Source organism: Bacillus tequilensis, assembly GCF_012225885.1.
In the GTDB taxonomy this organism is placed as follows: Bacteria; Bacillota; Bacilli; order Bacillales; family Bacillaceae; genus Bacillus; species Bacillus tequilensis.
In genome coordinates this window covers 3,253,995-3,280,280 of the sequence record NZ_CP048852.1, presented here as the reverse complement: position 1 = coordinate 3,280,280, position 26,286 = coordinate 3,253,995, and the positions used below count along the sequence as shown (strand labels likewise).

28 protein-coding genes, 1 other RNA gene and 1 pseudogene are annotated in these 26,286 nt (G+C 46.1%); 23 read left to right on the top strand and 7 right to left on the bottom strand.

Annotation, left to right across the window (positions count from 1 at the left end; all coding sequences use genetic code 11):
* Window positions 1–12: 12 nt before the first annotated feature.
* Both opuCC and opuCD read left to right on the top strand, forming a co-directional pair.
* On the top strand, window positions 13–930 hold the full coding sequence (opuCC, locus tag G4P54_RS17375) for an osmoprotectant ABC transporter substrate-binding lipoprotein OpuCC (protein ID WP_167873350.1): 918 nt from the start codon (window positions 13–15) through the stop codon (window positions 928–930).
* A gap of 17 nt (window positions 931–947) precedes the next feature.
* On the top strand, window positions 948–1,616 hold the full coding sequence (gene opuCD, locus G4P54_RS17370; RefSeq protein WP_024713507.1) for a glycine betaine/carnitine/choline/choline sulfate ABC transporter permease OpuCD: 669 nt from the start codon (window positions 948–950) through the stop codon (window positions 1,614–1,616).
* A gap of 32 nt (window positions 1,617–1,648) precedes the next feature.
* On the opposite strand, the gene G4P54_RS17365 is transcribed toward opuCD, so the two are convergent.
* Entirely contained in the window at window positions 1,649–2,182 is a 534-nt protein-coding gene (locus G4P54_RS17365; RefSeq protein WP_024713508.1) for a GbsR/MarR family transcriptional regulator, read from the bottom strand.
* Between the two features lie 284 nt (window positions 2,183–2,466).
* On the opposite strand from G4P54_RS17365, the gene opuBA reads away from it, so the two are divergent.
* The 4 genes and pseudogenes from opuBA (at window position 2,467) to opuBD (ending at window position 5,909) form a co-directional block, all read left to right on the top strand.
* Entirely contained in the window at window positions 2,467–3,612 is a 1,146-nt protein-coding gene (gene opuBA / locus G4P54_RS17360) for a choline ABC transporter ATP-binding protein OpuBA (RefSeq protein ID WP_167873349.1), read from the top strand.
* Between the two features lie 14 nt (window positions 3,613–3,626).
* Window positions 3,627–4,280 carry a choline ABC transporter permease OpuBB gene (gene opuBB, locus G4P54_RS17355; protein ID WP_167873348.1) on the top strand — a complete coding sequence of 218 codons (654 nt, stop codon included), beginning with the start codon at window positions 3,627–3,629 and terminating at the stop codon, window positions 4,278–4,280.
* Window positions 4,281–4,291: 11 nt separating this feature from the next.
* Window positions 4,292–5,212 carry a choline ABC transporter substrate-binding lipoprotein OpuBC gene (gene opuBC / locus G4P54_RS17350; protein WP_167873347.1) on the top strand — a complete coding sequence of 307 codons (921 nt, stop codon included), beginning with the start codon at window positions 4,292–4,294 and terminating at the stop codon, window positions 5,210–5,212.
* Between the two features lie 16 nt (window positions 5,213–5,228).
* Window positions 5,229–5,909: pseudogene (gene opuBD, locus G4P54_RS17345) on the top strand (choline ABC transporter permease OpuBD).
* Between the two features lie 42 nt (window positions 5,910–5,951).
* On the opposite strand, the gene G4P54_RS17340 reads toward opuBD, so the two are convergent.
* The 4 genes from G4P54_RS17340 to rghR all read right to left on the bottom strand — a co-directional run bounded on the left by G4P54_RS17340 (window position 5,952) and on the right by rghR (window position 9,056).
* Entirely contained in the window at window positions 5,952–7,652 is a 1,701-nt protein-coding gene (locus G4P54_RS17340) for a methyl-accepting chemotaxis protein (protein ID WP_167873346.1), read from the bottom strand.
* 130 nt (window positions 7,653–7,782) lie between these two features.
* Window positions 7,783–8,109 (bottom strand): catDE operon transcriptional regulator CatR, encoded by a 327-nt coding sequence (catR, locus tag G4P54_RS17335; protein ID WP_003220037.1) that lies wholly within the window; start codon window positions 8,107–8,109, stop codon window positions 7,783–7,785.
* Between the two features lie 90 nt (window positions 8,110–8,199).
* Window positions 8,200–8,619, bottom strand: coding sequence for a helix-turn-helix domain-containing protein (locus G4P54_RS17330; protein ID WP_024713516.1), 420 nt, complete (start codon window positions 8,617–8,619; stop codon window positions 8,200–8,202).
* 29 nt (window positions 8,620–8,648) lie between these two features.
* Window positions 8,649–9,056, bottom strand: coding sequence for a transcriptional repressor RghR (rghR, locus tag G4P54_RS17325; protein ID WP_024713517.1), 408 nt, complete (start codon window positions 9,054–9,056; stop codon window positions 8,649–8,651).
* A gap of 152 nt (window positions 9,057–9,208) precedes the next feature.
* Here rghR and G4P54_RS17320 point away from each other — a divergent pair, with 152 nt between their 5' ends.
* Window positions 9,209–9,442, top strand: coding sequence for a helix-turn-helix domain-containing protein (locus G4P54_RS17320; RefSeq protein WP_003220031.1), 234 nt, complete (start codon window positions 9,209–9,211; stop codon window positions 9,440–9,442).
* 34 nt (window positions 9,443–9,476) lie between these two features.
* Here the strand turns inward: G4P54_RS17320 and G4P54_RS17315 are convergent, their stop codons facing one another.
* Complete coding sequence (locus G4P54_RS17315) at window positions 9,477–10,253, bottom strand: alpha/beta fold hydrolase (protein WP_167873345.1); 777 nt, start codon at window positions 10,251–10,253, stop codon at window positions 9,477–9,479.
* Window positions 10,254–10,394: 141 nt separating this feature from the next.
* On the opposite strand from G4P54_RS17315, the gene secG reads away from it, so the two are divergent.
* The 13 genes from secG to azoRB all read left to right on the top strand — a co-directional run bounded on the left by secG (window position 10,395) and on the right by azoRB (window position 21,922).
* Window positions 10,395–10,625: a preprotein translocase subunit SecG gene (gene secG / locus G4P54_RS17310; RefSeq protein ID WP_003220028.1), complete on the top strand. Its 231-nt coding sequence runs from the start codon at window positions 10,395–10,397 to the stop codon at window positions 10,623–10,625.
* Window positions 10,626–10,756: 131 nt separating this feature from the next.
* Window positions 10,757–11,497, top strand: a complete 741-nt coding sequence (locus G4P54_RS17305; RefSeq protein ID WP_024713519.1) for an alpha/beta hydrolase — start codon at window positions 10,757–10,759, stop codon at window positions 11,495–11,497.
* A gap of 18 nt (window positions 11,498–11,515) precedes the next feature.
* Window positions 11,516–13,852: a ribonuclease R gene (rnr, locus tag G4P54_RS17300; RefSeq protein ID WP_024713520.1), complete on the top strand. Its 2,337-nt coding sequence runs from the start codon at window positions 11,516–11,518 to the stop codon at window positions 13,850–13,852.
* Window positions 13,853–13,996: 144 nt separating this feature from the next.
* Window positions 13,997–14,467 (top strand): SsrA-binding protein, encoded by a 471-nt coding sequence (gene smpB / locus G4P54_RS17295; protein ID WP_010331890.1) that lies wholly within the window; start codon window positions 13,997–13,999, stop codon window positions 14,465–14,467.
* Between the two features lie 176 nt (window positions 14,468–14,643).
* Window positions 14,644–15,006, top strand: a transfer-messenger RNA (tmRNA) gene (gene ssrA / locus G4P54_RS17290).
* A gap of 183 nt (window positions 15,007–15,189) precedes the next feature.
* Entirely contained in the window at window positions 15,190–15,984 is a 795-nt protein-coding gene (locus G4P54_RS17285) for an SDR family NAD(P)-dependent oxidoreductase (protein WP_167873344.1), read from the top strand.
* A 110-nt stretch (window positions 15,985–16,094) separates the two neighbouring features.
* The gene (locus G4P54_RS17280) at window positions 16,095–16,664 is read left to right on the top strand and encodes a TetR/AcrR family transcriptional regulator (protein ID WP_167873343.1); all 570 of its coding nucleotides are present in this window, start codon (window positions 16,095–16,097) and stop codon (window positions 16,662–16,664) included.
* Window positions 16,661–17,020: a DMT family transporter gene (locus G4P54_RS17275; RefSeq protein ID WP_167873342.1), complete on the top strand. Its 360-nt coding sequence runs from the start codon at window positions 16,661–16,663 to the stop codon at window positions 17,018–17,020. Before G4P54_RS17280 ends, G4P54_RS17275 begins: the two co-directional genes overlap by 4 nt.
* Window positions 17,017–17,418 carry a YvaD family protein gene (locus G4P54_RS17270; RefSeq protein ID WP_167873341.1) on the top strand — a complete coding sequence of 134 codons (402 nt, stop codon included), beginning with the start codon at window positions 17,017–17,019 and terminating at the stop codon, window positions 17,416–17,418. The genes G4P54_RS17275 and G4P54_RS17270 overlap by 4 nt, the downstream gene beginning before the upstream one ends.
* A gap of 100 nt (window positions 17,419–17,518) precedes the next feature.
* A complete protein-coding gene (locus G4P54_RS17265) occupies window positions 17,519–18,466 on the top strand; it encodes an EamA family transporter (protein ID WP_167873340.1) in 948 nt (315 codons plus the stop codon).
* Between the two features lie 7 nt (window positions 18,467–18,473).
* On the top strand, window positions 18,474–19,130 hold the full coding sequence (locus G4P54_RS17260) for a GntR family transcriptional regulator (protein WP_167873339.1): 657 nt from the start codon (window positions 18,474–18,476) through the stop codon (window positions 19,128–19,130).
* Window positions 19,131–19,260: 130 nt separating this feature from the next.
* The gene (locus G4P54_RS17255) at window positions 19,261–21,144 is read left to right on the top strand and encodes an FUSC family protein (RefSeq protein WP_167873338.1); all 1,884 of its coding nucleotides are present in this window, start codon (window positions 19,261–19,263) and stop codon (window positions 21,142–21,144) included.
* A 142-nt stretch (window positions 21,145–21,286) separates the two neighbouring features.
* Entirely contained in the window at window positions 21,287–21,922 is a 636-nt protein-coding gene (azoRB, locus tag G4P54_RS17250) for an FMN-dependent NADH-azoreductase AzoRB (RefSeq protein WP_024713528.1), read from the top strand.
* Window positions 21,923–21,959: 37 nt separating this feature from the next.
* Here the strand turns inward: azoRB and G4P54_RS17245 are convergent, their stop codons facing one another.
* Complete coding sequence (locus G4P54_RS17245; RefSeq protein WP_277348625.1) at window positions 21,960–23,045, bottom strand: oxidoreductase; 1,086 nt, start codon at window positions 23,043–23,045, stop codon at window positions 21,960–21,962.
* A 117-nt stretch (window positions 23,046–23,162) separates the two neighbouring features.
* Between G4P54_RS17245 and csoR the strand changes: the two genes are divergently transcribed.
* The 3 genes from csoR (at window position 23,163) to copA (ending at window position 26,248) form a co-directional block, all read left to right on the top strand.
* Window positions 23,163–23,468: a copper-sensing transcriptional repressor CsoR gene (csoR, locus tag G4P54_RS17240; RefSeq protein WP_024713530.1), complete on the top strand. Its 306-nt coding sequence runs from the start codon at window positions 23,163–23,165 to the stop codon at window positions 23,466–23,468.
* A gap of 75 nt (window positions 23,469–23,543) precedes the next feature.
* Complete coding sequence (gene copZ / locus G4P54_RS17235; RefSeq protein ID WP_003228406.1) at window positions 23,544–23,753, top strand: copper chaperone CopZ; 210 nt, start codon at window positions 23,544–23,546, stop codon at window positions 23,751–23,753.
* Window positions 23,754–23,836: 83 nt separating this feature from the next.
* Complete coding sequence (gene copA, locus G4P54_RS17230) at window positions 23,837–26,248, top strand: copper-exporting P-type ATPase CopA (RefSeq protein WP_167873906.1); 2,412 nt, start codon at window positions 23,837–23,839, stop codon at window positions 26,246–26,248.
* Window positions 26,249–26,286: the final 38 nt, after the last annotated feature.

Below are 26,286 nucleotides of genomic sequence, written 5' to 3'. Positions count from 1 at the left end.
GAGTTGGCTCTTTTGAAAACGAAAAAAATCAAATGGCTTGGCGCGTTCGCGCTCGTCTTTGTCCTGCTGCTCGGCGGCTGTTCTCTGCCGGGACTGGGCGGCGCATCAGACGATACAATCAAAATCGGGGCGCAAAGCATGACAGAATCAGAAATTGTAGCGAATATGATCGCGCAGCTTATTGAACATGATACCGATTTAAATACGGCTTTAGTCAAAAACCTCGGCTCAAACTATGTTCAGCACCAAGCGATGATCGGCGGAGATATTGATATTTCTGCCACGCGTTATTCCGGGACGGATTTAACAAGCACCCTCGGCAAGGAAGCGGAGAAAAATCCGAAAAAAGCGCTGAACATTGTGCAGAATGAATTTGAAAAACGCTTTTCCTATAAATGGTTTGATTCCTACGGATTTGATAACACATATGCCTTTACCGTGACAAAAAAGTTTGCGGAAAAGGAGCATATCAGCACAGTATCTGACCTGAAGAAAAACGCTTCCGAATATAAACTGGGCGTCGACAATGCCTGGCTGAAACGGAAAGGCGACGGATATAAAGGCTTTGTCAGCACGTATGGATTTGAGTTCGGCACAACCTATCCGATGCAGATCGGACTTGTCTATGACGCAGTCAAAAACGGAAAAATGGACGCCGTTCTTGCTTATTCAACAGATGGACGGATTAAAGCCTACGATCTGAAAATCTTAAAAGACGATAAGCGGTTTTTCCCGCCGTATGACTGCTCACCGGTGATTCCGGAAAAGGTGCTTAAGGAACATCCCGAGCTTGAGGGTGTGATCGATAAGCTGATTGGGCAAATCGATACGGAAACGATGCAGGAGCTGAACTATGAGGTGGATGGCAAGCTGAAGGAGCCATCTGTCGTAGCGAAGGAATTTTTAGAGAAACACCATTATTTTGACTAAGAAAAGAGGTGGATCATATGGACGTAATACAGCAGCTTGGCACTTACTATTCGCAAAACGGCGGTTACGTGCTGCAGGAGTTTTACCGTCATTTTCTGATGTCGGTGTACGGCGTTTTGTTTGCCGCCATTGTTGGGGTTCCGCTCGGCATCCTGATAGCCAGGTACAGAAGATTAAGCGGATGGATTTTTGCGGTGACGAATGTCATTCAGACCATCCCGGCTCTCGCCATGCTCGCCGTACTGATGCTCGTCATGGGGCTGGGTGCTAATACGGTGATATTGTCATTATTTCTGTATTCTCTTCTGCCGATTATCAGAAATACGTATACAGGCATTATCAGCATTGAACATGCCTATCTGGAATCCGGAAAAGCGATGGGAATGACAAAATTTCAAGTGCTGCGGATGGTTGAGCTTCCGCTTGCGCTTTCTGTCATCATGGCCGGCCTTCGCACCGCGCTTGTCATCTCCATCGGCATTACGGCCATCGGGACATTTGTTGGCGCAGGCGGACTCGGGGATATCATCGTCAGGGGATCAAACGCAACAAACGGCACCGCGATTATATTAGCGGGAGCCATCCCCACGGCCCTGATGGCGGTGGTTGCCGATTTGGTGATGGGCTGGCTGGAACGCGTGTTAAGCCCAATTAAAAAGAAGAAAAAATTGGCCGGCGCCGCATAAGAAAAAACGCCTTGTTTAAGACAGGGCGTTTTTTACGGCTTCGGCACATATTTAAAAATCTCTTCGCTCTCAAAAAACTCAATCAAACGGCTGAGCCAATGATAATAATCAAGCCACTCCTTTAGTTCCTTCAGCAGCTCATTCACTTTTTCTTCAGCTTCAGGAGTAAGCTCTTCTTCTAAGATGCTGAGCAGCTCCCGATTGAGTTTTTTATGCATCATTTTGTTTTTGCTGACGACTTTGCCCCAAGTGGCTGAAAACAGCGTGATAAACGTTTGGTAGTAATCCTGCTCAACCTCATATAAATCTTTTCGCACGCCCTTTTCGAATACTTTCTCAGCGATGTTGGCATCTAGCATTTCCCGCACAACTTGGCTCATGCGAGTTTTGCTCATGCCGGTCGCTTCAGACAATTCAGCCAGCGTCATCGGTTTTCGATTCATATAAATAATGCCCAGCACACGTCCAACCGTAGAGGGCATTCCAAATGCATGCATGTTTTCTGCGATTCGTTCTATTAAATGGTCCTCAGCTTGTTCAATGATCGTTAACGGATCTTTCTCCAACGGTTTCAATCCTTTCAGCTAACAATTCCGATGTCAATATACCACATTTTTGATGCGGCGGAAATGCTGTAATATGAGAATTTGGCAGGAAACGGGAGCAATAAGGAGATCATTACAGGTCAATGCGGGTAAATCATCATTTATACATACTTTATAAAAAATATGAACAAATTGTAAACTTTTTAATTTATAAACTTTATTCTATAATGGGAAGCATTCAATTGTCTGAAAAATTAAATATAAACTGAACAAATTGAATAAACTTAACTTTGGAGGTGCGATGTTTGCTGACATTAGAAAATGTCTCGAAAACATACAAAGGCGGCAAAAAAGCCGTGAACAATGTGAATCTTAAGATTGAAAAAGGCGAATTTATCTGTTTTATCGGCCCGAGCGGCTGCGGAAAAACGACAACAATGAAAATGATTAACCGATTAATCGAGCCTTCCGCCGGCAAGATTTTCATTGACGGCGAAAACATCATGGAACAGGATCCCGTTGAGCTGAGGCGTAAGATCGGCTATGTCATTCAGCAGATCGGCCTGTTCCCCCATATGACCATTCAGCAGAACATCTCACTCGTGCCGAAACTGCTGAAATGGCCGGAGCACAAGCGGAAAGAGCGGGCGCGTGAACTTCTGAAATTGGTCGATATGGGGCCTGAATATTTAGACCGTTACCCTCATGAATTAAGCGGGGGGCAGCAGCAGCGAATTGGTGTATTACGGGCACTTGCCGCAGAGCCGCCGCTTATCTTAATGGATGAACCGTTTGGGGCGCTCGACCCGATTACGAGGGATTCCCTTCAGGAAGAATTCAAAAAACTGCAAAAAACCTTACATAAAACCATCGTATTTGTTACCCACGATATGGATGAAGCCATTAAACTGGCAGACCGGATTGTGATTTTAAAAGCGGGAGAAATCGTTCAAGTCGGAACGCCAGATGATATTTTGAGAAATCCCGCGGACGAATTTGTTGAGGAATTTATCGGCAAGGAGCGGCTGATCCAGTCATCCAGCCCGGATGTGGAGCGGGTTGACCAGATTATGAACACACAGCCTGTGACGATCGCAGCGGATAAAACGCTTTCTGAAGCGATACAGCTCATGAGGAAGGAGCGTGTCGATTCACTGCTTGTCGTCGATGACGGAGACATGCTGCAAGGCTATGTCGATGTTGAGATCATTGACCAATGCCGGAAAAAAGCGAATCTCGTAGGAGAGGTTTTACATCAAGATCTTTACACAGTATTGGGCGGCACACTGCTGCGCGACACCGTCCGCAAAATTTTAAAACGAGGTGTTAAATATGTCCCTGTGGTGGATGAAAATCGGCGTTTAATCGGAATTGTGACGAGAGCGAGTCTTGTCGACATCGTGTATGACTCTCTTTGGGGAGAAGAAAAGCAGCTTGCGGTGTTGTCATAGGGAGGCGGTCAGTAGTGAATCATATTGTGCAATTTTTGCAAAACAACGGAGGAGAGCTCCTTTACAAAACATATGAGCATATCACGATATCGCTCATTGCTGTCATTTTAGGCGTACTTGCTGCAGTGCCCCTTGGGGTTGTGCTTACTAGAATGAAAAAGGGAGCCGGCACGATGATTGGCATCATCAATATCATTCAGACGCTGCCGAGTCTGGCGATTCTCGCTTTCTTTATTCCGCTTCTCGGTGTCGGGAAGGTTCCGGCCATTGCGGCTTTGTTTTTTTATTCCGTATTGCCGATTCTCCGCAACACGTATACCGGGATTCGCGGCGTCAATAAAAATCTGCTCGAGTCTGGAAAAGGTATCGGAATGACACCGGCTGAACAAGTCCGCCTTGTGGAGCTGCCGCTTGCCGCGCCTGTTATTATGGCGGGAATCAGAACATCGACAATTTACTTAATCGGCTGGGCCACGCTTGCTTCCTTTATCGGAGGCGGTGGATTGGGTGATTACATTTTTATCGGGCTGAATTTATATCAGCCGGAATATATCATCGGGGGTGCCGCCCCCGTTACGATATTGGCAATTGTGATTAATTATGTGCTGGCGGTGGCAGAGCGAAAACTGACACCTGCCGGCATGCAGAGATTGAAGGAAGTGTCATAAGGAGGCTGCTCATGAAAAGAAAATATATCAAATGGATGACCGGTTTAACGCTCGCAGCAATGCTGACGCTAAGCGGCTGTTCGCTTCCGGGGCTCAGTGCCGCTTCAGACCAGACCATTAAAATCGGCGCGCAAAGCATGAGCGAATCAGAAATCATCGCCAGCATGCTGGGCCAGCTGATTGAACACTATACTGATCTTAAAACAACAACCATTAAAAATCTCGGCTCCAACGCGGTGCAGCAGCAAGCCTTAATGAACGGGGAAATCGACATTGCAGCCACGAGATATACCGGCGACGCGCTGACGGGCACGCTGAGAATGGAGCCTGAAAAAGACCCGGACAAAGCGCTGGAGCTGACACAGCGGGAGTTCCAAAAAAGATACGAGTTAAAATGGTATGACTCCTACGGGTTTGATAATACGTATGCCTTTACGGTCAGCAAGGAGCTGGCAGATCAATATCATTTGGAAAACGTATCAGACGTTAAAAAATGGGCGCCGCAATTAAAGCTGGGTGTCGATAACTATTGGATGAAGCTCAAGGGAAACGGCTATCAGGATTTTACGAAAACCTACGGCATGACATTCGACGGTACGTATCCGATGCAGATCGGACTTGTGTATGACGCGGTGAAAAGCGGAAAAATGGACATTGTGCTTGCATATTCGACGGATGGAAGAATCAAGTCCTATGGTCTTAAAATGTTAAAGGATGATAAGCAGTTTTTTCCGCCGTACGACTGCTCGCCGGTTGTTCCGGAACAAGTGCTCAAAGAACATCCAGAGCTTGAGAGCATTATCCGGAAAATGATCGGGAAAATCGACACAGCGACGATGCAGGAGCTCAACTATGAAGTCGACGGCAACCTAAAAGAACCGTCAGTCGTTGCTAAAGAATATTTAGAAAAACATCATTACTTCGCATCGTGAAAGGGGGACGAAGGAAATGAACGTGCTTGAACAGTTAATGACATATTATGCGCAGAACGGCAGCTACGTCATAAGCGAATTTGGCCGCCACTTTCTCATGTCGGCTTACGGTGTCTTGTTTGCCGCTGTCGTCGGAGTTCCGGCCGGAATCCTCATTGCGCATTTTCGCCGCTTATCAGCATGGGTGTTCGCCGTAACAAATGTCATCCAGACCATCCCGGCGCTCGCCATGCTGGCGGTTTTAATGCTTGTTATGGGGCTCGGCGCAAACACTGTGATTGTATCATTATTTTTGTATTCCCTTCTGCCGATTATCCGAAACACGTACACAGGGATTATCAGCATTGAACATGCTTACTTAGAATAGGGAAAAGCGATGGGCATGACGAAATTCCAAGTGCTTCGCATGGTTGAGCTCCCGCTCGCGCTTTCTGTCATCATGGCAGGCTTGCGCACGGCACTTGTCATCGCCATCGGAATTACAGCGATCGGCACATTTGTCGGCGCCGGCGGACTTGGGGACATGATCGTCCGCGGCTCAAATGCGACAAACGGAACAGCCATTATTCTGGCCGGCGCGATCCCGACTGCGGTGATGGCGGTAGCCGCTGACTTGCTGATGGCTTGGCTGGAGCGGGCATTAAGCCCGGTGAAGAAAAAACGAATCAGAACGAAACGTGTTCAAACAGCTGCATAGAATAGAAAAAGAGGCTTGGATGACTCCAGCCTCTTTTTCTTTTTAGATTGTAAACTGATCCATCTTCTCATCCAGCTTCTTTGCCAGCTGCTCAAGCTCCTCAGCATTTTGAAGCACTTGATCCATGGAATGGGCGGACTGCTCGGTAATCGAAAATGTTTCTTCAATGCCGGCGGCAGACTCTTCAGATACAGAAGCGATATTTTCAATCGATTGATTGATGGTAATCGATTGGTTTGTTAACTGCTTCAGGCCATCCGTTACTTCCTTAATGCTGCCTGCAACATCGGTGACGGATTGCTTGATCTGCTGCATAGCCTGTCCGGTGTCTGTCAGGTTTTCCGTTCCTTTTTCGACTTCTGTAAAGCTGCTTTCCAAGTACTTAATAACGGTGTGGATTTCCTGCTGTGTCCCGTTTACAATCCGGGTAATGTCCTGCACGGAATCAGAAACGCCGTCGGCCAGCTTTCTGACTTCATCTGCCACAACAGCGAAGCCTTTGCCGCTTTCTCCAGCGCGGGCAGCTTCAATCGCTGCATTAAGTGACAGCAAATTCGTTTGCTCGGCAATCCCGTTGATGACCTGAACGAGCTTGTTGATATCCTGAGAATGCTGTTCCAGCGACTTTACTTTAAGAACGGCTTCCTGAACGATATGATGGATGGATTTCATTTGCTGTAATGACGTATCCATATTTTCGTTTCCGTTTACCGCGAGTTCGAGAACATTTTGAGACGTATCGCTGATTGTGATGCCGTGATTATAGGCTTTATCAATATTTTCAGTGAAATCATTCATCGACTCGGCAATTGTCACGGCGTCTTGGGCCTGCTGTTCAGAGCCTTCAGCCATTTCGTTCATTGTTTCAGTAATGTGTTTGCTGCCGGATCTTGTTTCATTCGTTGCGGTTGCCAACACTTGTGAAGAAGAAAGAACCCGGCTTGATATGTCTTTGGTGTATCCGACAATATCCCTCAGATTACCTACCATTTTTTGCAGCGCTTCGTTAAGATCACCCAGCTCGTCTTTTGAGTTGAGCGGCTCAATGTCATTTGACAGATCTCCCTTGGCAATATGATTGGCAGAATCCTTCATGCGAATGATAGGCTTTACAATGCTTCGCGCGATATAAAACCAGATGAAAATGCTGATGATGATCGAAGCTGCCAGAAGCAAAGCCGTGTAAATCAGCCCTTTATGGTAGACGTCCTTCGTTTCTTTTACCGCTGTGTTGCTGCCTTCTTTATTAAAGTCAACAAGCTGAGTGACTGATTTTTTCATATCCTCAAAGCCAGCCTCAGACTGCACTAATAAACCTCTTGCTTTGTCCATGTCATTCGTGCGGCCGCTTTCTATTATTTGCTTATGAATATCAGCATAAGTGTTCACTTCAGTTTGAAGCTCCCCGAACAGTTTCTGTTCTTTATCATTGGAAATTGTTTTTTTGTAGCTATCGAGCTTTTGATTGATGTCTTCCATGATCTGATTCATGTCTTGATCAAGCGTATCCATTTTGCTTTTGTCAGTGTAAATCAGAAACTCCTTTTCCTTAGAAGACAAGTGCTCGGTTAAATAATTAATCGATGTAATGGCTTTGATGCCGTCAATCCATTTTGTGTTGATTTCATCTGTCTTTTCAATGATCTGCTTCATATTGAAAGCGCCTATTCCGCCAATAAGTAAATTGATCAGAATCAGTGTCAAAAATACCAGGCTGAATTTGCGGGAAATCGTCAGTCGCATATAATGGTCTCCTTTAAAAACGTGATGTGTGGATGTATTATATATCGGCTGAGAAATCGTTTTTTCACCTGGAAAATAAAAATAAAAAACGGCTCTTTTCCCGTCTTTGAGATCAGAACCGTTTTAGCAATTAGTCAAGAAAGGAAGGGTCAATCCAATCCGTCGCCCATTTAGAAATCTCACCTAGAATGGGGGCGAGCGCCTTTCCTTTATCAGTTAATGAATATTCGATGCGAACCGGAGTTTCCGGGATGACATCCCGCTTCACTACTCCTTCAAGCTCAAGTTCTTTCAGCCGTTCTGACAGAACTCTGCCGCTTAGATTTGGAAGTGCTGCTTCAATTTCGCTAAATCGCTGTGACCCGTTCAACAGCTGAAATACAATTAAAGCGACCCAGCGTTTACTCAAGATGTCGACTGCTTTTTCAAATCTAGGACACATTTCTGATTGGTTCATCCTTTTCACCTCGTCTGTCACTATTATAACGCAAATCATGAGGGGAGGTATGCAAGCGCGATTCATAAAATAGAGAAAGAGAAGAGGGGATTATGAAGAAGAGGCGCGTTTTTTCGCTTCAGAGGCTAAAAAATCGAAGTATTTGCTGAGATTTTCAATATCTTGCTTTGAAAGGTGTTCCCATTTTTTGCTGTTGAAAATCGGGAGGTGCTCCGCTCCGCGAGTAACAGCTGTCTGGTAAATGTCGTAAATGGACTGATAGCTTTCCGGAGCCTCGCGGATTTCTTCTGGAAAGGCCCGGATATGGCCTGCGGCAGCCATCAGGTCTTCGTACGGCACTTTCAGCACGGCCGCCAGTTTTTTGATTGTTGCAGGTTTTGGCGTGCCGCGCTTGCCGTTTTCAATTTTTGAAATGGTGGCCGAGCTGATGCCTGAGTACACCGCGAGCTGATTCACTGTCAGCTTGCGGGCGCGGCGCAGCTCCCGTAATTGCTGTCCGAACGGTGACATGGTTTATCGCCTCACATTTCTATCAAGAGTTAGTCATCAGCAGAACGTTTTTTAGCTTCGTTTGAAATAAACGAAAAATAATGATCCAGCATGAGCAAATCTTCTTTATTGAGATATTGCCACTTTTCGTCTTCAAAAAGGGCAAGGTCTTTTAAGTCATAGGCCTTCGCTTTTTCAAGCAGCTTACACTTCGTTTCATAAGGAGCCTTGGCTTCATGCACCTCTTCGATGTAGCCAGCCTTATACATAAGACCTTCATAAGGAATTTTTAAAGCCTCAGCCAGTTTTTTGATGGTGGCAGGTTTGGGAACGCCCCGTTTGCCGTTTTCGATTCTGGAGATACCGGCTGCGCTTACGCCTGAATAAGTCGCCAGCTGATTGACTGTTAACTTTCTCTCTTCGCGCAATGCCCGCAATTGTTCACCAAAGCTTTCCATATGTCTCACCCCGTCCCTCACTGTTACTCATATTTTAGTATGTTTATTGACTAAAGGAAATAGGTAGACTGGAAATGTATTGACAAAAGTTAACATAAGCCGTAATGTAAAAGTATAGAAAATAGATTTTTCAGGAACGGAAGGTGAGGAAAGTGCCGGTAGAAAAGATACAGATTAGACGTGATTATGTCTTGCAGTATATGGTCAATAACGATTATTCCCTTAATCAGCTTGCGCTGGAAATCGGAGTCTCACCCGCCACACTGAGCCGCGTGCTGAATGGAGAAAGACGGCCGGGACAGCTTGTGATCGGTAAAATGCTTCACTATTTTAATTTGAAATTTGAGGATCTTTTTTACTATGATTTTATTGACAAAAGTCAATGAAACGTTAGCGAAACGCCAGGAATTCAAGCGCTTTCTAATTCTGGGAATGATGTGTCAGCACAAATCCTGTCACCAGTTCATTGCATGTTTTCCATTGTTTTGTCGGAAGCTGGTGTCCCTGATATTCCAATCTGAAAAATTCGGCATGGCTGCACGCTCTTCGGTAATAGCCTGCGTTTGTAAAGGTCCAGTCCCGCAGGCCGCCATACATGAACAGCTTCGGCATTTGCAGATGTGGCAGCTGTTCAATACAGTTGTAGTCGAGTGAAGCCTGATAATATTGATGCCAATGGGTCTGGTCTGCTTTTTTCATATGGTCTGTCAATATGGCTCGAACTTGGCTGTCTTTTGTGTGGCTGCCGGCGAGGATTTTTATGAGCAGCCATGGGTTTTTTTCAAGCAGATACATGCCCATTTTGTGCAGTTTCTGGCCGATTACGTGATGAACAGCGGGGTAGGCGCCGGACAGAACAAGATGCGACACTTTGTCCGGGCGGGTAAAGCCGATATGCTGTGCGATTAAGCCGCCGGCGGAATACCCGAATAACACAGCCTTATCCATGTGCAGAGCGTCCATGAATTGCACGATCTCGTCTGCATAATAAGAAATAGAGGCGGGCTGATCCGCATGATCGCTGTCGCCGTGGCCGCTCAAATCGGGAAAGATCACCCTGAAATGCTTGGAGAGAAGGCGCTGATAATAAAAAACCTTGCGCCCCATGCCCGGCGGGTGGATAAAGATGATCGGAATTCCCTGTCCATATTCCTCATAATAAAGATGTTTTCTGCTGGCTATGCTGATAAGGGGCATTGTTTTTCTCCTTTTGATTTTCGTATGAATAGGGTAACCAAGATAAAACGCCCTTATCCCGCGTCTGATACAGCGTGACATGCCAACCCTTTTCATGTAAAATAGAAGTAATGTAGGCCAGTGAGTCTGGAGGTGTAAGGGATGCACGCAGTTTTGATTACCTTATTGGTTATCGTCAGCATTGCACTTATTATTGTCGTTTTGCTTCAATCCAGTAAAAGCGCCGGATTATCTGGTGCGATTTCGGGCGGAGCGGAGCAGCTCTTCGGGAAACAAAAAGCAAGAGGTCTTGACTTGATTTTGCACCGCATCACGGTTGTGCTGGCAGTCTTGTTTTTCGTGTTAACGATTGCGCTTGCTTATATCCTATAGGGCAATGTTTGTATAAGGTCTGATGTAAAGTCAGGCCTTTTTCACGTTTCAGACTGATATTCAGAGCGTTTTTTTCTGATCAAACTGTGGAAAACTAAAATGACCGTGCAGATAGAAAGGGAGACATGAGCATGAAAGTTGTGACACCAAAACCATTTACATTTGAAGGCGGAGACAAAGCGGTGCTTTTGCTGCATGGCTTTACAGGAAATACAGCGGACGTAAGAATGCTGGGACGTTACTTGAATGAACGGGGCTACACGTGCCATGCACCTCAATATGAAGGACACGGGGTGCCCCCTGAAGAACTAGTACATACGGGGCCCGAAGACTGGTGGAAAAATGTGATGGATGGCTATGAATACTTAAAATCTGAAGGCTATGAGAGCATTGCAGCCTGCGGACTGTCGCTTGGCGGGGTTTTTTCGCTGAAATTGGGTTACACTGTACCCATAAAGGGAATTGTCCCAATGTGCGCGCCAATGCATATAAAGAGTGAAGAAGTCATGTATCAGGGCGTCCTTTCATACGCTCGCAATTATAAAAAATTCGAGGGGAAAAGCCCGGAGCAAATTGAAGAGGAAATGAAAGAATTTGAAAAAACGCCGATGAACACGCTCAAGGCGCTGCAAGATTTAATAGCCGATGTGCGGAACAATGTCGATATGATTTATTCACCGACATTTGTGGTGCAGGCCCGTCATGATCACATGATTAATACCGAAAGCGCCAATATTATTTACAACGAAGTGGAAACCGATGATAAACAGCTGAAATGGTACGAGGAATCAGGCCATGTCATCACGCTCGACAAAGAACGTGACCTCGTCCATCAGGATGTGTATGAATTTTTAGAGAAGCTTGATTGGTAATCAACAGGAGGTCGGATAATGGAAAAAGAAGCATTTATGGATAAGCTCCTCTCGTTTATGAAGGAAGAGGCGTATAAGCCTCTGACTGTTCAGGAACTTGAGGAGATGTTAAATATTACGGAAGCTGAGGAGTTTAAGGAGCTCGTCAAAGCGTTAGTCACTTTGGAAGATAAAGGGCTTATCGTACGGACGAGAAGCGACCGCTACGGCATTCCGGAAAAGATGAATTTAATAAAAGGAAAGATATCAGCGCATGCAAAAGGATTCGCCTTTTTGCTGCCTGAGGACACGTCGTTAAGTGATGTGTTTATTCCGCCTAATGAGCTGAATACGGCAATGAACGGCGATATCGTCATGGTTCGTCTGAATTCACAGTCAAGCGGCTCCAGACAGGAAGGGACCGTCATCCGCATTTTAGAAAGGGCGATTCAGAAGGTTGTCGGTACGTATACAGAAACAAGAAACTTCGGTTTTGTCATTCCGGACGACAAAAAAATCACGAGTGACATTTTCATCCCGAAAAACGGGAAAAACGGAGCGGCGGAAGGGCATAAGGTTGTTGTCAAGCTGACGAGCTATCCTGAAGGCCGCATGAACGCCGAGGGCGAGATTGAAACCATTCTCGGCCACAAAAATGATCCGGGCATTGATATTTTATCGGTCATTCATAAGCACGGCCTGCCTGGTGAATTTCCTGCTGAGGCGATGGAGCAGGCCTCAAGTACGCCCGACACAATTGACGAAAAAGACCTGAAAGACCGCCGCGATCTCCGTGACCAGGTGATTGTCACCATTGATGGAGCGGACGCGAAGGATTTGGATGATGCAGTTACCGTGACGAAGCTTGAAGACGGAAGCTACAAGCTTGGCGTTCACATTGCTGATGTCAGCCATTATGTAACTGAAAACTCGCCGATTGACAAAGAAGCGCTTGAAAGAGGGACGAGTGTTTATTTAGTTGACCGGGTCATTCCGATGATTCCGCACAGACTGTCAAACGGCATCTGCTCTTTAAATCCAAAGGTTGACCGCCTGACACTTTCCTGTGAAATGACCATTAACAGTCAGGGGCAGGTGACGGAGCACCAGATCTTCCAAAGTGTCATTAAAACAACGGAGAGAATGACATATTCAGATGTGAATAAAATTCTTGTTGACGATGATGAAGAGATGAAACAAAAATACGAGCCTCTTGTCCCGATGTTCAAAGACATGGAGCGGCTGGCTCAAATTTTGCGCGACAAGCGGATGAACCGCGGCGCCGTTGATTTTGATTTCAAGGAAGCGAAAGTGCTTGTTGATGATGAAGGCGCGGTGAAAGACGTTGTCATCAGAGAACGCTCTGTCGCCGAGAAACTGATTGAAGAATTTATGCTTGTGGCGAACGAAACGGTAGCGGAGCACTTCCATTGGATGAACGTCCCGTTTATATACCGGATTCACGAGGAACCGAATGCTGAAAAACTGCAAAAGTTTTTAGAATTCGTAACGACATTTGGCTATGTGGTGAAAGGAACCGCGGGAAATATTCATCCGCGTGCGCTGCAAAGCATCCTTGACGCTGTTCGTGACAGACCTGAAGAAACCGTTATATCCACTGTCATGCTCCGTTCGATGAAACAGGCGAAATACGACCCGCAGAGCTTGGGGCACTTCGGTCTGTCAACGGAATTCTATACGCATTTCACATCGCCGATCCGACGTTATCCTGACTTAATTGTCCACCGTCTGATCAGAACGTATTTAATCAACGGCAAAGTCGATGAAGCGACACAGGAAAAATGGGCTGAACGCCTGCCGGATATCGCCGAGCATACATCAACGATGGAGCGCCGTGCAGTTGACGCCGAGCGTGAAACGGATGATCTGAAAAAAGCGGAATACATGCTTGATAAAATCGGTGAAGAGTTTGACGGCATGATCAGCTCTGTGACAAACTTCGGAATGTTCGTCGAGCTGCCGAATACAATCGAAGGGCTCGTCCACGTCAGCTTTATGACGGATGACTACTACCGCTTTGACGAACAGCATTTTGCGATGATCGGCGAGCGGACAGGAAATGTCTTCCGCATTGGAGATGAAATCACAGTCAAGGTTGTCGATGTCAATAAAGACGAGCGCAATATCGACTTTGAAATCGTCGGCATGAAGGGGTCTCCGCGCCGTCCGAGAGAACTTGACAGCAGCCGGAGCAGAAAGCGCGGAAAGCCTGCCAGAAAACGCGTTCAAAGCACGAATACGCCTGTTTCTCCGGCACCGTCTGAGGAAAAAGGGGAATGGTTCACTAAGCCGAAGAAGAAGAAAAAACGCGGCTTCCAAAACGCGCCGAAACAGAAACGGAAAAAGAAGAAATAACAGCTCAACCAGCAAATAGGGCCGCAGCGCTCTATTTGCTTTCTTTCGGAAAGAGCTTTTCATTGTAGCGGTACGTGACATTTGGTAAAATAGAGCGTATCGCAAAAGGTGGACAGTTTTTCCTTAGAGAGAGGAGGTTCTGGCATGCCAAAAGGGTCAGGAAAAGTATTATCTCAAAATAAAAAAGCCAATCACGATTATTTTATAGAAGAAACCTATGAAACAGGCATCGTTCTGCAAGGAACCGAAATCAAAGCGATTCGCGCCGGCCGTGTAAACCTTAAGGATTCCTTCGCCAAAATCGAACGGGGAGAAGTGTTTCTCCACAATATGCACGTCAGCCCGTATGAGCAGGGAAACCGCTACAACCACGATCCGCTCCGGACGAGAAAGCTATTAATGCACCGCAAGGAAATTAATAAGCTGATCGGGTTAACGAAGGAAAAAGGCTATTCTCTCGTTCCGCTGAAGCTGTATTTAAAAAACGGTTTTGCCAAAGTGCTTCTCGGCCTTGGAAAAGGGAAGAAGAACTATGACAAACGGGAAGACCTGAAGCGCAAGGACGCGAAGCGGGAAATCGAAAGAGCGTTTAGAGACAGTCAAAAAGGCTTCTAAAGGCATAGTGCTTGATTCAAAAATCAGGCCTGTGCTATACTGTGTTCACGATCAGATTACAACGCTATTCATTTGAAGGATTTGACAATTGAAAAGCGCCGTGAACGTGTTATAATAAGACTATAGCCAGTTTGAGTGAGAGCTTGATATTTTCTCCCGTATTTCCCTTATAACAAGGGGACGTTACGGATTCGACAGGGATGGATCGAGCTTGAGCTGCGAGCCGAGAGGCGATCTCGTAAACACGCACATAAATATAACTGGCAAAACTAACAGTTTTAACCAAAACGTAGCATTAGCTGCCTAATAAGCGCAGCGAGCTCTTCCTGACATTGCCTATGTGTCTGTGAAGAGCACATCTAAGTAGGCTACGCTTGCGTTCCCGTCTGAGAACGTAAGAAGAGATGAACAGACTAGCTCTCGGAAGGCCAGCCCGCAGGCAAGAAGATGAGTGAAATCCTAAATATGCAGGCTACGCTCGTAGACGCTTAAGTAATCGATGTCTCTGGACGTGGGTTCGACTCCCACCGTCTCCATACATAATGACAATAAAGCAGAACCTCTTTAGAGGTTCTGCTTTATTTTTTCTCCGGATCACAGGCACTAAAAAGTGCGTACTTCCATTTCAATCCCAGCTGTTTCATACTGATTGCAGAGCAGATGTTTCACCAATTAGATTTCTGTCAATAAATAAGAGGAAACAAAAACGGAGGGATGAAGGAATGAAACTCAATTTACAAGGGAAGACCGCACTGGTGACCGGTTCGACATCAGGGATCGGGAAAGCCGTTGCCTCTTCGTTAGCTGAAGAGGGCGCGGCAGTGATTATTAACGGACGCCGGGAAGAGAAAGTGAATCAGACGATAAAAGAATTGAAAACACAACATTCAGAAGCGGTCCTTTATCCGGCCGCATTTGATTTGGGAACAGAAGAAGGCTGCAATGAGCTGTTTCAGGCATATCCAGAGGTTGATATTTTAGTCAACAATTTAGGGATTTTTGAACCGGCGGAGTACTTTGATATTCCCGATGATGAATGGTTTCGTTTTTTTGAAGTGAATATTATGAGCGGTGTAAGGCTGACACGCAAGTATTTGCATAACATGATCGAGAAAAAAGAAGGGCGTGTGATTTTCATTGCCAGTGAAGCGGCGATAATGCCGTCACAGGAAATGGCCCATTACAGTGCGACGAAAACGATGCAGCTGTCCATTTCCCGCAGTTTGGCGGAGCTGACAACCGGCACGAATGTCACGGTCAACACCATCATGCCGGGCTCTACCTTAACAGAGGGTGTGGAAACGATGCTGAACTCGCTGTATCCTGGTGAAAACCTGACTGTTCAAGAAGCTGAGGCACGCTTTATGAAAGAAAACCGGCCGACATCTATCATTCAAAGACTGATCCGTCCGGAAGAAATCGCCCATTTTGTCACATTTTTAAGCAGCCCGCTATCCTCCGCCATCAATGGCGCAGCGCTTCGGGCGGACGGCGGTTTGGTCCGCAGTGTCTTTTAAACCTCTCCCAAAAGGAGAGGTTTTTTATATGTTGTTGATTTCCACAAATCTCTGTCGTATAATTTTGGTACCGATATAGTTTTTTTAGTACCGGAAGCGAGGGGATTGATTTGGAAAAAAGAATTTTGGCGGAAACCATACGGCTGATCCGGCAGAAAGGATTTTCATTTACAATGAATGATTTGGCGGCAGCGCTGGGAACGAGCAAGCGGACACTCTACGCGCATTACTCATCTAAAGATAAGCTCGCGGGAGCGGTGGTTGAACAATTTATCGCAGAGATGAAGCAGATAGAAAGAGACATCTATGAAAATGAACGTTTGGACGTGCTTGAAAAAGTGAAACAATTGCTGATCGGTCTTCCGCAGGGAATGGACCTGCTGAACATGGGATTATTAAGCGAACTGAAGAAATACCATTACGATGCGTGGCTTACATTAGACACGTTTATGAAGGAAGAATGGACGATTGTCCTTGAATTATTAAACGAGTGCAAACGGAAAAAGAGAATCAGAAATGTCAATTTGGATTTGTTTGTCCACATGTATATAGGAAGCATCAACCAAGTGTATGACCCTGAATATCCGGTCAAACATCAGCTCACGACAGGAGAGGTTCTTGAATCGATTGTAGATGTATTGATGAACGGCATAACAGCTGATGAGGAGGATGAAGCGTGATTTGGGTGTTTCTATGCTTAGCGATTTTGTTTGAGGTTGCCGGGACGGTCAGTATGAAGCTATCGTCAGGTTTTACAAAGCTTATTCCCAGTATCATATTGATTTTCTTTTATGGCGGAAGTCTTTTCTTTCTGACGCTTACGCTAAAATCAATAGATGTATCTGTTGCTTATGCCGTATGGTCAGGAATGGGAATAGTCCTGATTACAGTCGTTGGTTTTTTGTGTTTTCAAGAGAATATGAGCGTGATGAAACTCATTTCAATCGGCTTGATTATCGCCGGTGTGGTGTCTTTAAACCTGATCGAACAAGGGACGCAGTCTGAGCCGATACATAAAAGCGGGCCGTACAAATGAAATATATGAAACTGTTTTTTCTCGTGACTGATATCGGTTTTATTTTGTATTGGCTGTCAGCAGGGTTTTCGCTGATACCGGAGAGCTGGGCTTTTAAACATCATGAACAACCATTTATGATTGCCTGGAACTGGTCCTTTTTTCCGCTGGATATCCTGATCTCTGTCACAGGATTGTACAGCTTGTATTTGTATCGGGTGAATCGTGCTGACTGGAAGCTGATGGCGCTGATTTCACTTGTATTGACCTGCTGTTCAGGCCTTCAGGCGATTTCATTCTGGTCTTTCAGCCGGGACTTCGATCTTGTTTGGTGGCTGTTTAATGGGTATCTATTGATCTATCCTTTATTTTTTATTTATTTTCTCTTAAAGGAAAGCGATGCAACAAAGCAGTGCTGACAGGCGCTGTTTTTTATTTTTGTAAAAAAACTTTGTTTTCAGAAAAGTAAAACGATATAATATGTAATATATTGCATATTACCTGTCAGGAGGATGTACGTTGGCGACTCAAAAACAACGGATGTACGGATTTTTTATGGTCATTGTCGGAGCTGCTTTTTGGGGATTATCGGGAACTGCTGCCCAGCATTTGTTTGAAACAAGTGATGTGTCGGTGGAGTGGCTTGTCACCGTTCGTTTGCTTTTATCAGGATTGCTTCTGCTGATGATCATATCTGCCGGTAAAAACAGACGTGCGGTGTGGGAGATTTGGAAGGATCAAAAATCGGCTATTCAGCTGGTTGTTTTCGGAATTGCCGGCATGCTGGGCGTTCAGTATACTTTTTTGGCTTCAATAGGAACCGGTAATGCAGCTGTAGCTACGCTGCTTCAGTACTTGGCACCCGTTATGATTATGCTGTTTATGCTTGTGACCCGGAAGAATTCTTTTCAGTTAGCAGATATGTGCGCACTTGTGCTTGCTTTGGGGGGCACTTTTTTACTGCTGACCAATGGAAGTATCAATAATTTAACTATATCTCCTTTGTCTGTCATCTGGGGACTGCTTTCTGCCGCTGCCCTTGCCTTTTATACGCTGTACTCCAGCTCACTTTTGAAAAACTGGGGATCTGCTCTTGTGATTGGCTGGGGAATGCTGATCGGAGGCATTGGCATGAGCTTTATTCATCCGCCGTGGGACGTTGATGTACAGGGGTGGACGATGTCTGCGGGCGTATCAATTGGTTTTATTGTCATATTCGGAACGCTATTGGGTTTTTCTATGTATTTGACAAGCTTGAAATATTTATTTCCGCAAGAAGCAAGCATGCTGGGGTGCACTGAGCCGGTGGCCGCAGTGGCATCCTCTATCCTGTGGCTTGGTGTATCCTTTGGATTTTATCAAGCGGCAGGAGCGGCTTGTATTTTGGTCATGATTTTTGTTCTATCGCAAAAAAAGAGTACCGGCAAGCCGGCGGCGTTAAAAAAACAAACAAATATTCAGAGGTGATGCTTTTATGCCAATCCCGTCAAATACCCCAAAACCTATACGGCAGACTGCTAAAACGATTGCATTGGAGCAAATTCAAAAATGGATTGTGGAAGGCATTCTCGCTCCCGGAGAAAAAATCAATGACGACGAGTTAGCGAAAGCGCTTGGCGTCAGCAGAACGCCAGTTAGAGAAGCTCTGCAATTATTGGCGGTACAGGGCTTTGTTGAAATGTCACCGGGGAAAGAAACAAGAATTTCACAAATTGAAAAAAACGATGTTTTCAAGGTGTACCCGCCTATGGCGGCTCTGCAATCCACCGCTGCCGAACTGGCAATCGAACACATTCAGTCTTCCCACTTGGAGGAGATGGCGGCGGTCAATCAGCAAATGAAGGCGGCGATTGACCGAAATGAAATTTATGAAGCGCTAGGGCTTGATAAAGCGTTTCATGATGTCATGATTGATGCGGCCGATAATGAATATATCCGCAATTTCACATCTGTTCTTCATATGCATATTCTTCGGATTGAATATCTTTTTTTCACATCGCCGCAAAATTCGATTGAAGAACATGAACAAATTATTCAGGCATGTAAGGACAAGGATCGGAAAAAAGCTGCCGAGCTGACGTACAGCAACTGGATCAAGCCGATTCAGGATATTGCGGACAAACTGATGTAGAGAAGCAGAGACATATGGTCTCTGCTTTTTTATGCGAACGCATCAATTGAGAAGTTCACACGTTTTTGGGGCATACTATAGCGAATAAACGGGAAAAGCTCTACACATTCGCTGAAAAGGATTTTGTCAAATGAACAAGAATCAAAGAACTATGCCAAGCATCGTAAAGGATGCCTTTCGGATTCAAGCACATCCCTTTCCATGGAAAAAGGCAATCGGATCAGGCGTCGCTTCGGGATTTCCTGTGCTGGCCGGTACACTGATGGGTCATACGGATTACGGTTTATCTGCAAGCATCGGGGGCTTTGTTTATTTATATGCGGGCGGTGAATCGTATAAAAAGCGCGCTTTGAAGCTGCTCTTGGTTTCCATTGGGATTGCGCTCTCATTTGGATTAGGAACGCTTTTGTCCGGGACGGTTTGGATGATGGCGGCTGTTCTTGGGCTGATTGGTGCAGCGGCGATGTTTATTTTCAGTGCGCTCGGTATACAAGGTCCTGCGCCGATGTTTTTTGTTCTTGCCTTTTTAGTCAGCACCGGGCTTCCAACCGATCCTTCACAAGCGCTGTTCCGAGCGGAGCTGACATGTCTCGGCGGCATTTTGCCCATGGGCATCGCCTTAATCGGCTGGTTATGGAACAAACATGGACCTGAGGAGGCGGTGCTGCAAAAAACATATGACCAGCTTGCCGCTTGTCTTTCAGCCGTCGGAACACCAGGCTTTCAGAACGCGCAGCATCAGACAGTGCTTATGCTCAGAACAGCCCGTCAAACAGTTCTCGGCAAGGGAAACAGGCGGAAAAAATCACTGCATGATGAACGTTTTTTCCGCCTGCTCGAAAAAGCTGACGACATATTTCTCGCCATTATTCATTTTTCAGCTGAAACACCAGATGGAAAGACGGCACAGATTGAAAAAGCACTCCGTCAAGCCGGAGATATGCTGGGGCATGATCGTGCTCTCAGTTCGTTTCAGATGAAGGAGAATAATTCAGAGCCAAGCCGGAAGCTGTTTGAAGAAATCAATGAGGCTTTGCATATCGCTTCAGGAGAGTTTGAGAAGCTGGACGGGGAACCGAGCCGTCTGCCAAACTCATTTTACGATTTGAGAAATGCCTTTGACTGGCAGTCGCCGGTTTTGATACGGGCGTTAAAGTACGGAATTGTGCTGTTTGCCGCAGATCTGTTTGCCCTCACATTTGTTTTTGCACGCTCCTACTGGATTCCGCTTTCGGCAGCAGCGGTCATGCTTGGCACGACTGTTGTCTTTACGCTTCACAGGGCCATTCAGCGTTCGGCCGGAACCGTGATCGGTGTTGGGCTGGCAGGCGCTATCCTGTTTTTAAAGCCGGACGGTGTTTATATTGCGTTATGTATTGCAGCGCTGCAATGTCTTCTTGAGATGCTGATTGTCCGAAATTATGCGCTGGCGGTTCCTTTTTTGACCGCAAACGCGCTTGTCATCACAGAAAGCATGCATGGCGGCTCGGACATCGGTTATTTTATGATAGCGAGGCTGACGGATGTAGCTGTCGGCAGTGTGATCGGGCTATTGGGAACGATGCTGCTGTGGAGGCGTTTTTCCAAGAAGCGGCTGCCCGAACTGATGCGGGAGGTGATTCGGCTGGAAGGGCAGTTTATGGAGAAACTGTTAACCGGGCAGACAGCAGACGAACATAAGCTAAGGGTGAGCCTGGTCAGACTTCGGGATGCGTATGATCAGACGCTTGGTGAATTTCCCAATACTTATGCGGATACGCTCTGGCCTGCCGTTTCCGGTGCTCAGCACCTAGGGTATTATTTGCTCTCAGCCCAAGCTCATCATCGTCCGTCTGCTCCGTTTTCCGAAGAAGAGATGAACCGGATACGAGCTTTTTTTGAACAAGCTGAGCAGTCCGCTTTGATGAAAAAGGCGCCGGCAGACATACAAGTGCCGCATGTTTCTTGCTATCCGCGGATCAGCAAAGAGCTGTCCGCACTGTATTTTGGCTTGCGGACAGCTTTTGAAAAGTAAAATAATCTTTAATTCGAGATGTTTTGCTTGAAAGTAATTTTAAGTGCCCCTATAATAAAGTCAAAGAGAGAAAGAATAATCATAAAGCATCTGTATGATAATAATTGATGTGTGATTTTTAAAAACGAAAGGGCTGGTAAAAATGGCAAAAGTATTGTATATCACTGCTCACCCTCATGATGAAGCAACTTCTTACAGTATGGCAACAGGTAAAGCATTCATCGAATCTTACAAAGAAGCGAACCCAAATGATGAGGTTGTACATATTGATTTGTACAATGAAAACATCCCGCACATTGATGCGGATGTATTCAGCGGCTGGGGCAAGCTGCAGTCAGGCACAGGTTTTGAAGAGCTTTCTGAAAGCGAAAAAGCGAAAGTCGGCCGTTTGGGAGAGCTTAGCGATCAATTTGCATCTGCTGATAAATACGTATTCGTTACTCCTTTATGGAACTTCTCATTCCCGCCAGTAATGAAAGCGTATCTTGATTCTGTTGCAGTTGCAGGAAAATCATTCAAATACACTGAACAAGGCCCTGTCGGCTTGTTGACTGACAAAAAAGCAATTCATATCCAAGCGCGCGGCGGCTACTATTCAGAAGGCCCTGCGGCTGAAATGGAAATGGGCCACCGCTACATCGGCATCATGATGAACTTCTTCGGCGTTCCATCCTTCGATGGCATTTTCGTAGAGGGGCAAAATGCGGAGCCTGATAAAGCACAGCAAATCAAAGAAGACGCGATTGCGCGTGCGAAAGAAGCAGGAAAAACATTTTAATGAAAAAGCCTCCCCTGTTAAAAGGGGAGGCTTTTGTTTATTGTTCCAGCGTAATTGTTCGTTTCTCCTCACTGCTTTTCATCGCGGCTTCAATGATGCGGATAACATCAATTCCTTCTTCAGCGGTGACAGGGAGCGCTGCGCCTTTCCGTATGCTTTCTGCTAATTTGCGGTAATAGGTGAGATAGGAGCCGTTTACCGAAGGGATCGTTTCTGTTTTCTTGTCCGCGCCGTGAACGGTTGTCAGCTGGCCGTAAAACTGCGGATCATCCGCACCCCAGCTGTCATCCTCGGGTTTTCTCCCTGCTCTGAGTGCGTCTTCCTGTCCGTCGATTCCGTATTTGATAAAGCTGGATTGCTGTCCGTGAATTTGATAACGCGGGCCGTTTGCCGGAACGATTGATCCTCCGTGCAGAATCGCTTGGAGCTTGCCGTAATCCAGCATGATATGAAAATAGTCAACAGCTTCGGCATTGTGGCGCTGGACCATCACATTTGCAGTGACAGCTTTTGGCATCCCGAACAAATGGAGAGTTTGGTCTATGATATGGGAGCCGAGATCATACAGCGTACCGGTGGCAATGCCTTCTTTTTCACGCCATCGCTCTTGAACCTCAGGTCTGTAGCGGTTATAGGAGACGAGATATGTATTGATTTCTTCAAGTGATTTGTCCTCAATCAGCTTTTTAATCGTTAAGAAGTCATTATCCCAGCGTCTGTTATGATATACACTTAACAATATGTCTTTTTCTTTGGCGGCCTTTTGTAATGCTTCTCCTTCTTCAGCAGTGGCTGTCATCGGTTTTTCAATCACGACGTGTTTTCCAGCCTGAATGCATGCTATGGCGTGCTCGTAATGAAGCCCGCTCGGCGTGGTGATAATGACAAGCTCAATGTCCGGGTCATGTATGATTTGCTCAAGCTCATGCACAACTTCAGCATCCGGAAAATCCCGTTTCACTTCTTCCGTCCGCGATGTCATGACCTTGCTGATGGAAAACTCATCTAAAACAGAAAGCAGCGGCGCGTGAAAAACAGAGCCAGACAGTCCGTACCCTAACATCCCAACATTTATCGTATCCACTGTTCTTCTCCCCTTTAAAAGCGTTTTCGCAAGAAGTATATACCCTTCTGATCAAATGGTAAAACCTAACTGATTCATTTTTTGCCGAGGCAAGCTTAGACAACAGTTTGGACAATCAGTATAATGGGAATTAATATAAGGAACAGAGGTGTACCGATGGAGAAACATAACGACCATAAAGCATTAAACCATAAAAGCTCGAAAGAAAAGGATCAAATCACAAACCGCCTGAAACGGATAGAAGGCCAGGTCAGAGGTATTCAAAACATGGTGGAAAACGATAGATATTGTGTGGACATTCTTGTACAAATTTCAGCTGTTCAGGCTGCAATGAAAAATGTGGCGCTTCATTTGCTTGAGGATCATGCCCATCATTGTGTAGCGGATGCCATCAAAAGCGGAGACGGAGAACAGGCCATTTCTGAGCTTTTAGACGTATTTAAAAAGTTCACAAAATCATAAAGGCTTTTTTTATTGTAATACCCTACGGGGGTATGGTAGGATGAAAACAGAAAGAACAAAACAGGAGGAATTCAAATGGAACAAAAAACATTGCAAGTTGAGGGTATGTCTTGTCAGCACTGCGTCAAAGCGGTGGAAACGAGCGTAGGAGAATTGGACGGCGTCAGTGCGGTTCATGTCAATCTGGAAGCGGGAAAAGTCGATGTTTCGTTTGATGCTGACAAAGTATCAGTCAAAGATATTGCAGATGCGATAGAAGATCAGGGCTATGATGTAGCCGAGTGATTCAAAATATCGCGCCTTTAAGAAGGCGCGATATTTCTTTCATTTTCATATACCCCCCGGGTGTATATAAAGGAGTGAGTATGTTGAGTGAACAAAAGGAAATCGCAATGCAGGTGTCTGGCATGACCTGTGCGGCCTGTGCATCCAGAATTGAAAAAGGCCTCAAGCAGATGACGGGTGTCACGGATGCCAATGTCAATCTGGCAACAGAAACGTCAAATGTTATCTATGATCCCGCTGAAACAGAGGCTTCAGCGATTCAGGAAAAAATAGAAAAGCTGGGTTATCACGTCGTAACGGAAAAAGCTGAATTCGATATTGAAGGCATGACCTGTGCAGCCTGCGCCAATCGGATTGAAAAGCGGCTTAACAAAATAGAAGGCGTCGCAAACGCTCCCGTAAACTTCGCTTTAGAAACAGTTACGGTCGAGTACAATCCAAAAGAAGCGGCTGTCGGCGATTTGAAAGAAGCAGTAGATAAGCTGGGATATAAGCTTAAGCTAAAGGGCGATGAGGACAGTGAAGCAGCAGCTTCTAAAAAGAAAGAAGAACGGAAGCAAACGGCAAGACTGATCTTTTCAGCGGTTCTGTCGTTCCCATTGCTTTGGGCGATGGTAAGCCATTTTACGTTTACATCGTTCATTTGGGTGCCGGATATTTTCCTCAGTCCGTGGATGCAGTTTGCGCTGGCGACGCCAGTCCAGTTTCTGATCGGCTGGCCGTTTTATGCGGGTGCGTATAAGGCACTCAGAAACAAAAGCGCCAATATGGATGTATTGGTCGCGCTCGGAACGACGGCAGCTTACGCTTACAGCCTTTATCTTACAATCCAAAGCCTCGGTTCCCACGGGCATACAGACGGCCTTTACTATGAAACAAGCGCGATTTTGCTGACACTGATTTTATTAGGCAAGCTATTTGAAACAAAAGCAAAGGGCCGTTCATCAGATGCCATTAAAAAGCTGATGAAGCTTCAAGCGAAAACAGCGACTGTCGTCAGAGACGGACAGGAGCAAATCATTCCGATAGACGAAGTGCTTGTCGATGACTTGGTTTACGTCAAACCGGGCGAACGAATTCCTGTCGACGGAGAAGTAATAGAAGGCCGCTCGGCAGTTGATGAATCGATGATTACAGGAGAAAGTCTTCCTGTGGATAAAAATCCAGGTGAAAGTGTGACAGGTGCCACCGTGAACGCAAACGGTTTTCTGAAAATCAAAGCGGTCAATGTCGGTAAGGATACGGCGCTTTCTCATATCATCAAAATCGTTGAGGAAGCGCAAGGGTCAAAAGCGCCGATCCAGCGTCTCGCTGATCAAATTTCCGGGATTTTTGTGCCTATCGTGTTGGGAATTGCCGTTCTCACTTTTCTCATTTGGTATCTTTGGGCGGCTCCCGGCGATTTTGCCGAAGCGATCAGCAAGTTCATCGCGGTTCTTGTCATTGCTTGTCCTTGCGCCCTCGGCCTTGCCACTCCAACGAGCATTATGGCCGGATCTGGGCGCGCTGCCGAATTCGGGATTCTCTTTAAAGGCGGCGAGCATTTAGAAAAAACACATCGTCTTGATACGATTGTTCTCGATAAAACCGGAACTGTGACAAACGGTAAGCCGCGTCTGACAGATGCCATTCCGTTCGGGCGTTATGAAGAAACAGATCTGCTTCGATTTGCGGCGGCAGCCGAAACGGGCTCGGAGCATCCGCTCGGCGAAGCGATTGTTTCCGGCGTGAAAGAAAAAGGGCTTGAGATACCGAAGCTGACCCGCTTTGAGGCAAAAATCGGCGCAGGCATTTTAGCTGAAGCCGGAGGCAAAACCATTCTCGTCGGCACAAGAAAGTTAATGGAGAGCGAACAGGTTGAGCATGAAGCTCTTCTTGCCCAAATGGAAGAGCTTGAGGCAGAAGGGAAAACAGTTATGCTGGTATCCATTGATGGTGAAGCGGCGGGACTTATAGCGGTTGCCGATACGATAAAAGACACGTCACGGGCGGCAGTGACCCATCTGAAAGAGCTGGGCCTGGATGTCATCATGATGACGGGAGACAACCGGAGAACCGCAGAAGCCATCGCGAAGGAAGCGGGAATTACAAGTGTCATTGCGGAAGTCCTTCCAGAACAAAAGGCGGCAGAAATTGCCCGCCTGCAAAAAGAAGGCCGCCAAACAGCCATGGTAGGCGACGGAATTAACGATGCACCGGCACTTGCCACAGCCGATATCGGCATGGCGATTGGAACAGGCACGGACATTGCCATGGAAACAGCTGACATTACGCTGATTCGCGGCGATCTAAACAGCATTGCCGACGCCATTCGCATGAGCAGACTGACAATGAAAAACATTAAACAAAACTTATTTTGGGCGCTTGGCTATAACAGCCTTGGCATCCCAATCGCAGCGCTCGGATTTTTAGCGCCATGGATCGCGGGAGCAGCAATGGCATTCAGCTCCGTTTCCGTTGTACTAAACGCGCTCCGTTTGCAGAAAGTAAAATAAAAAACCGGCCATATGCCGGTTTTTGTTTTACATTGACA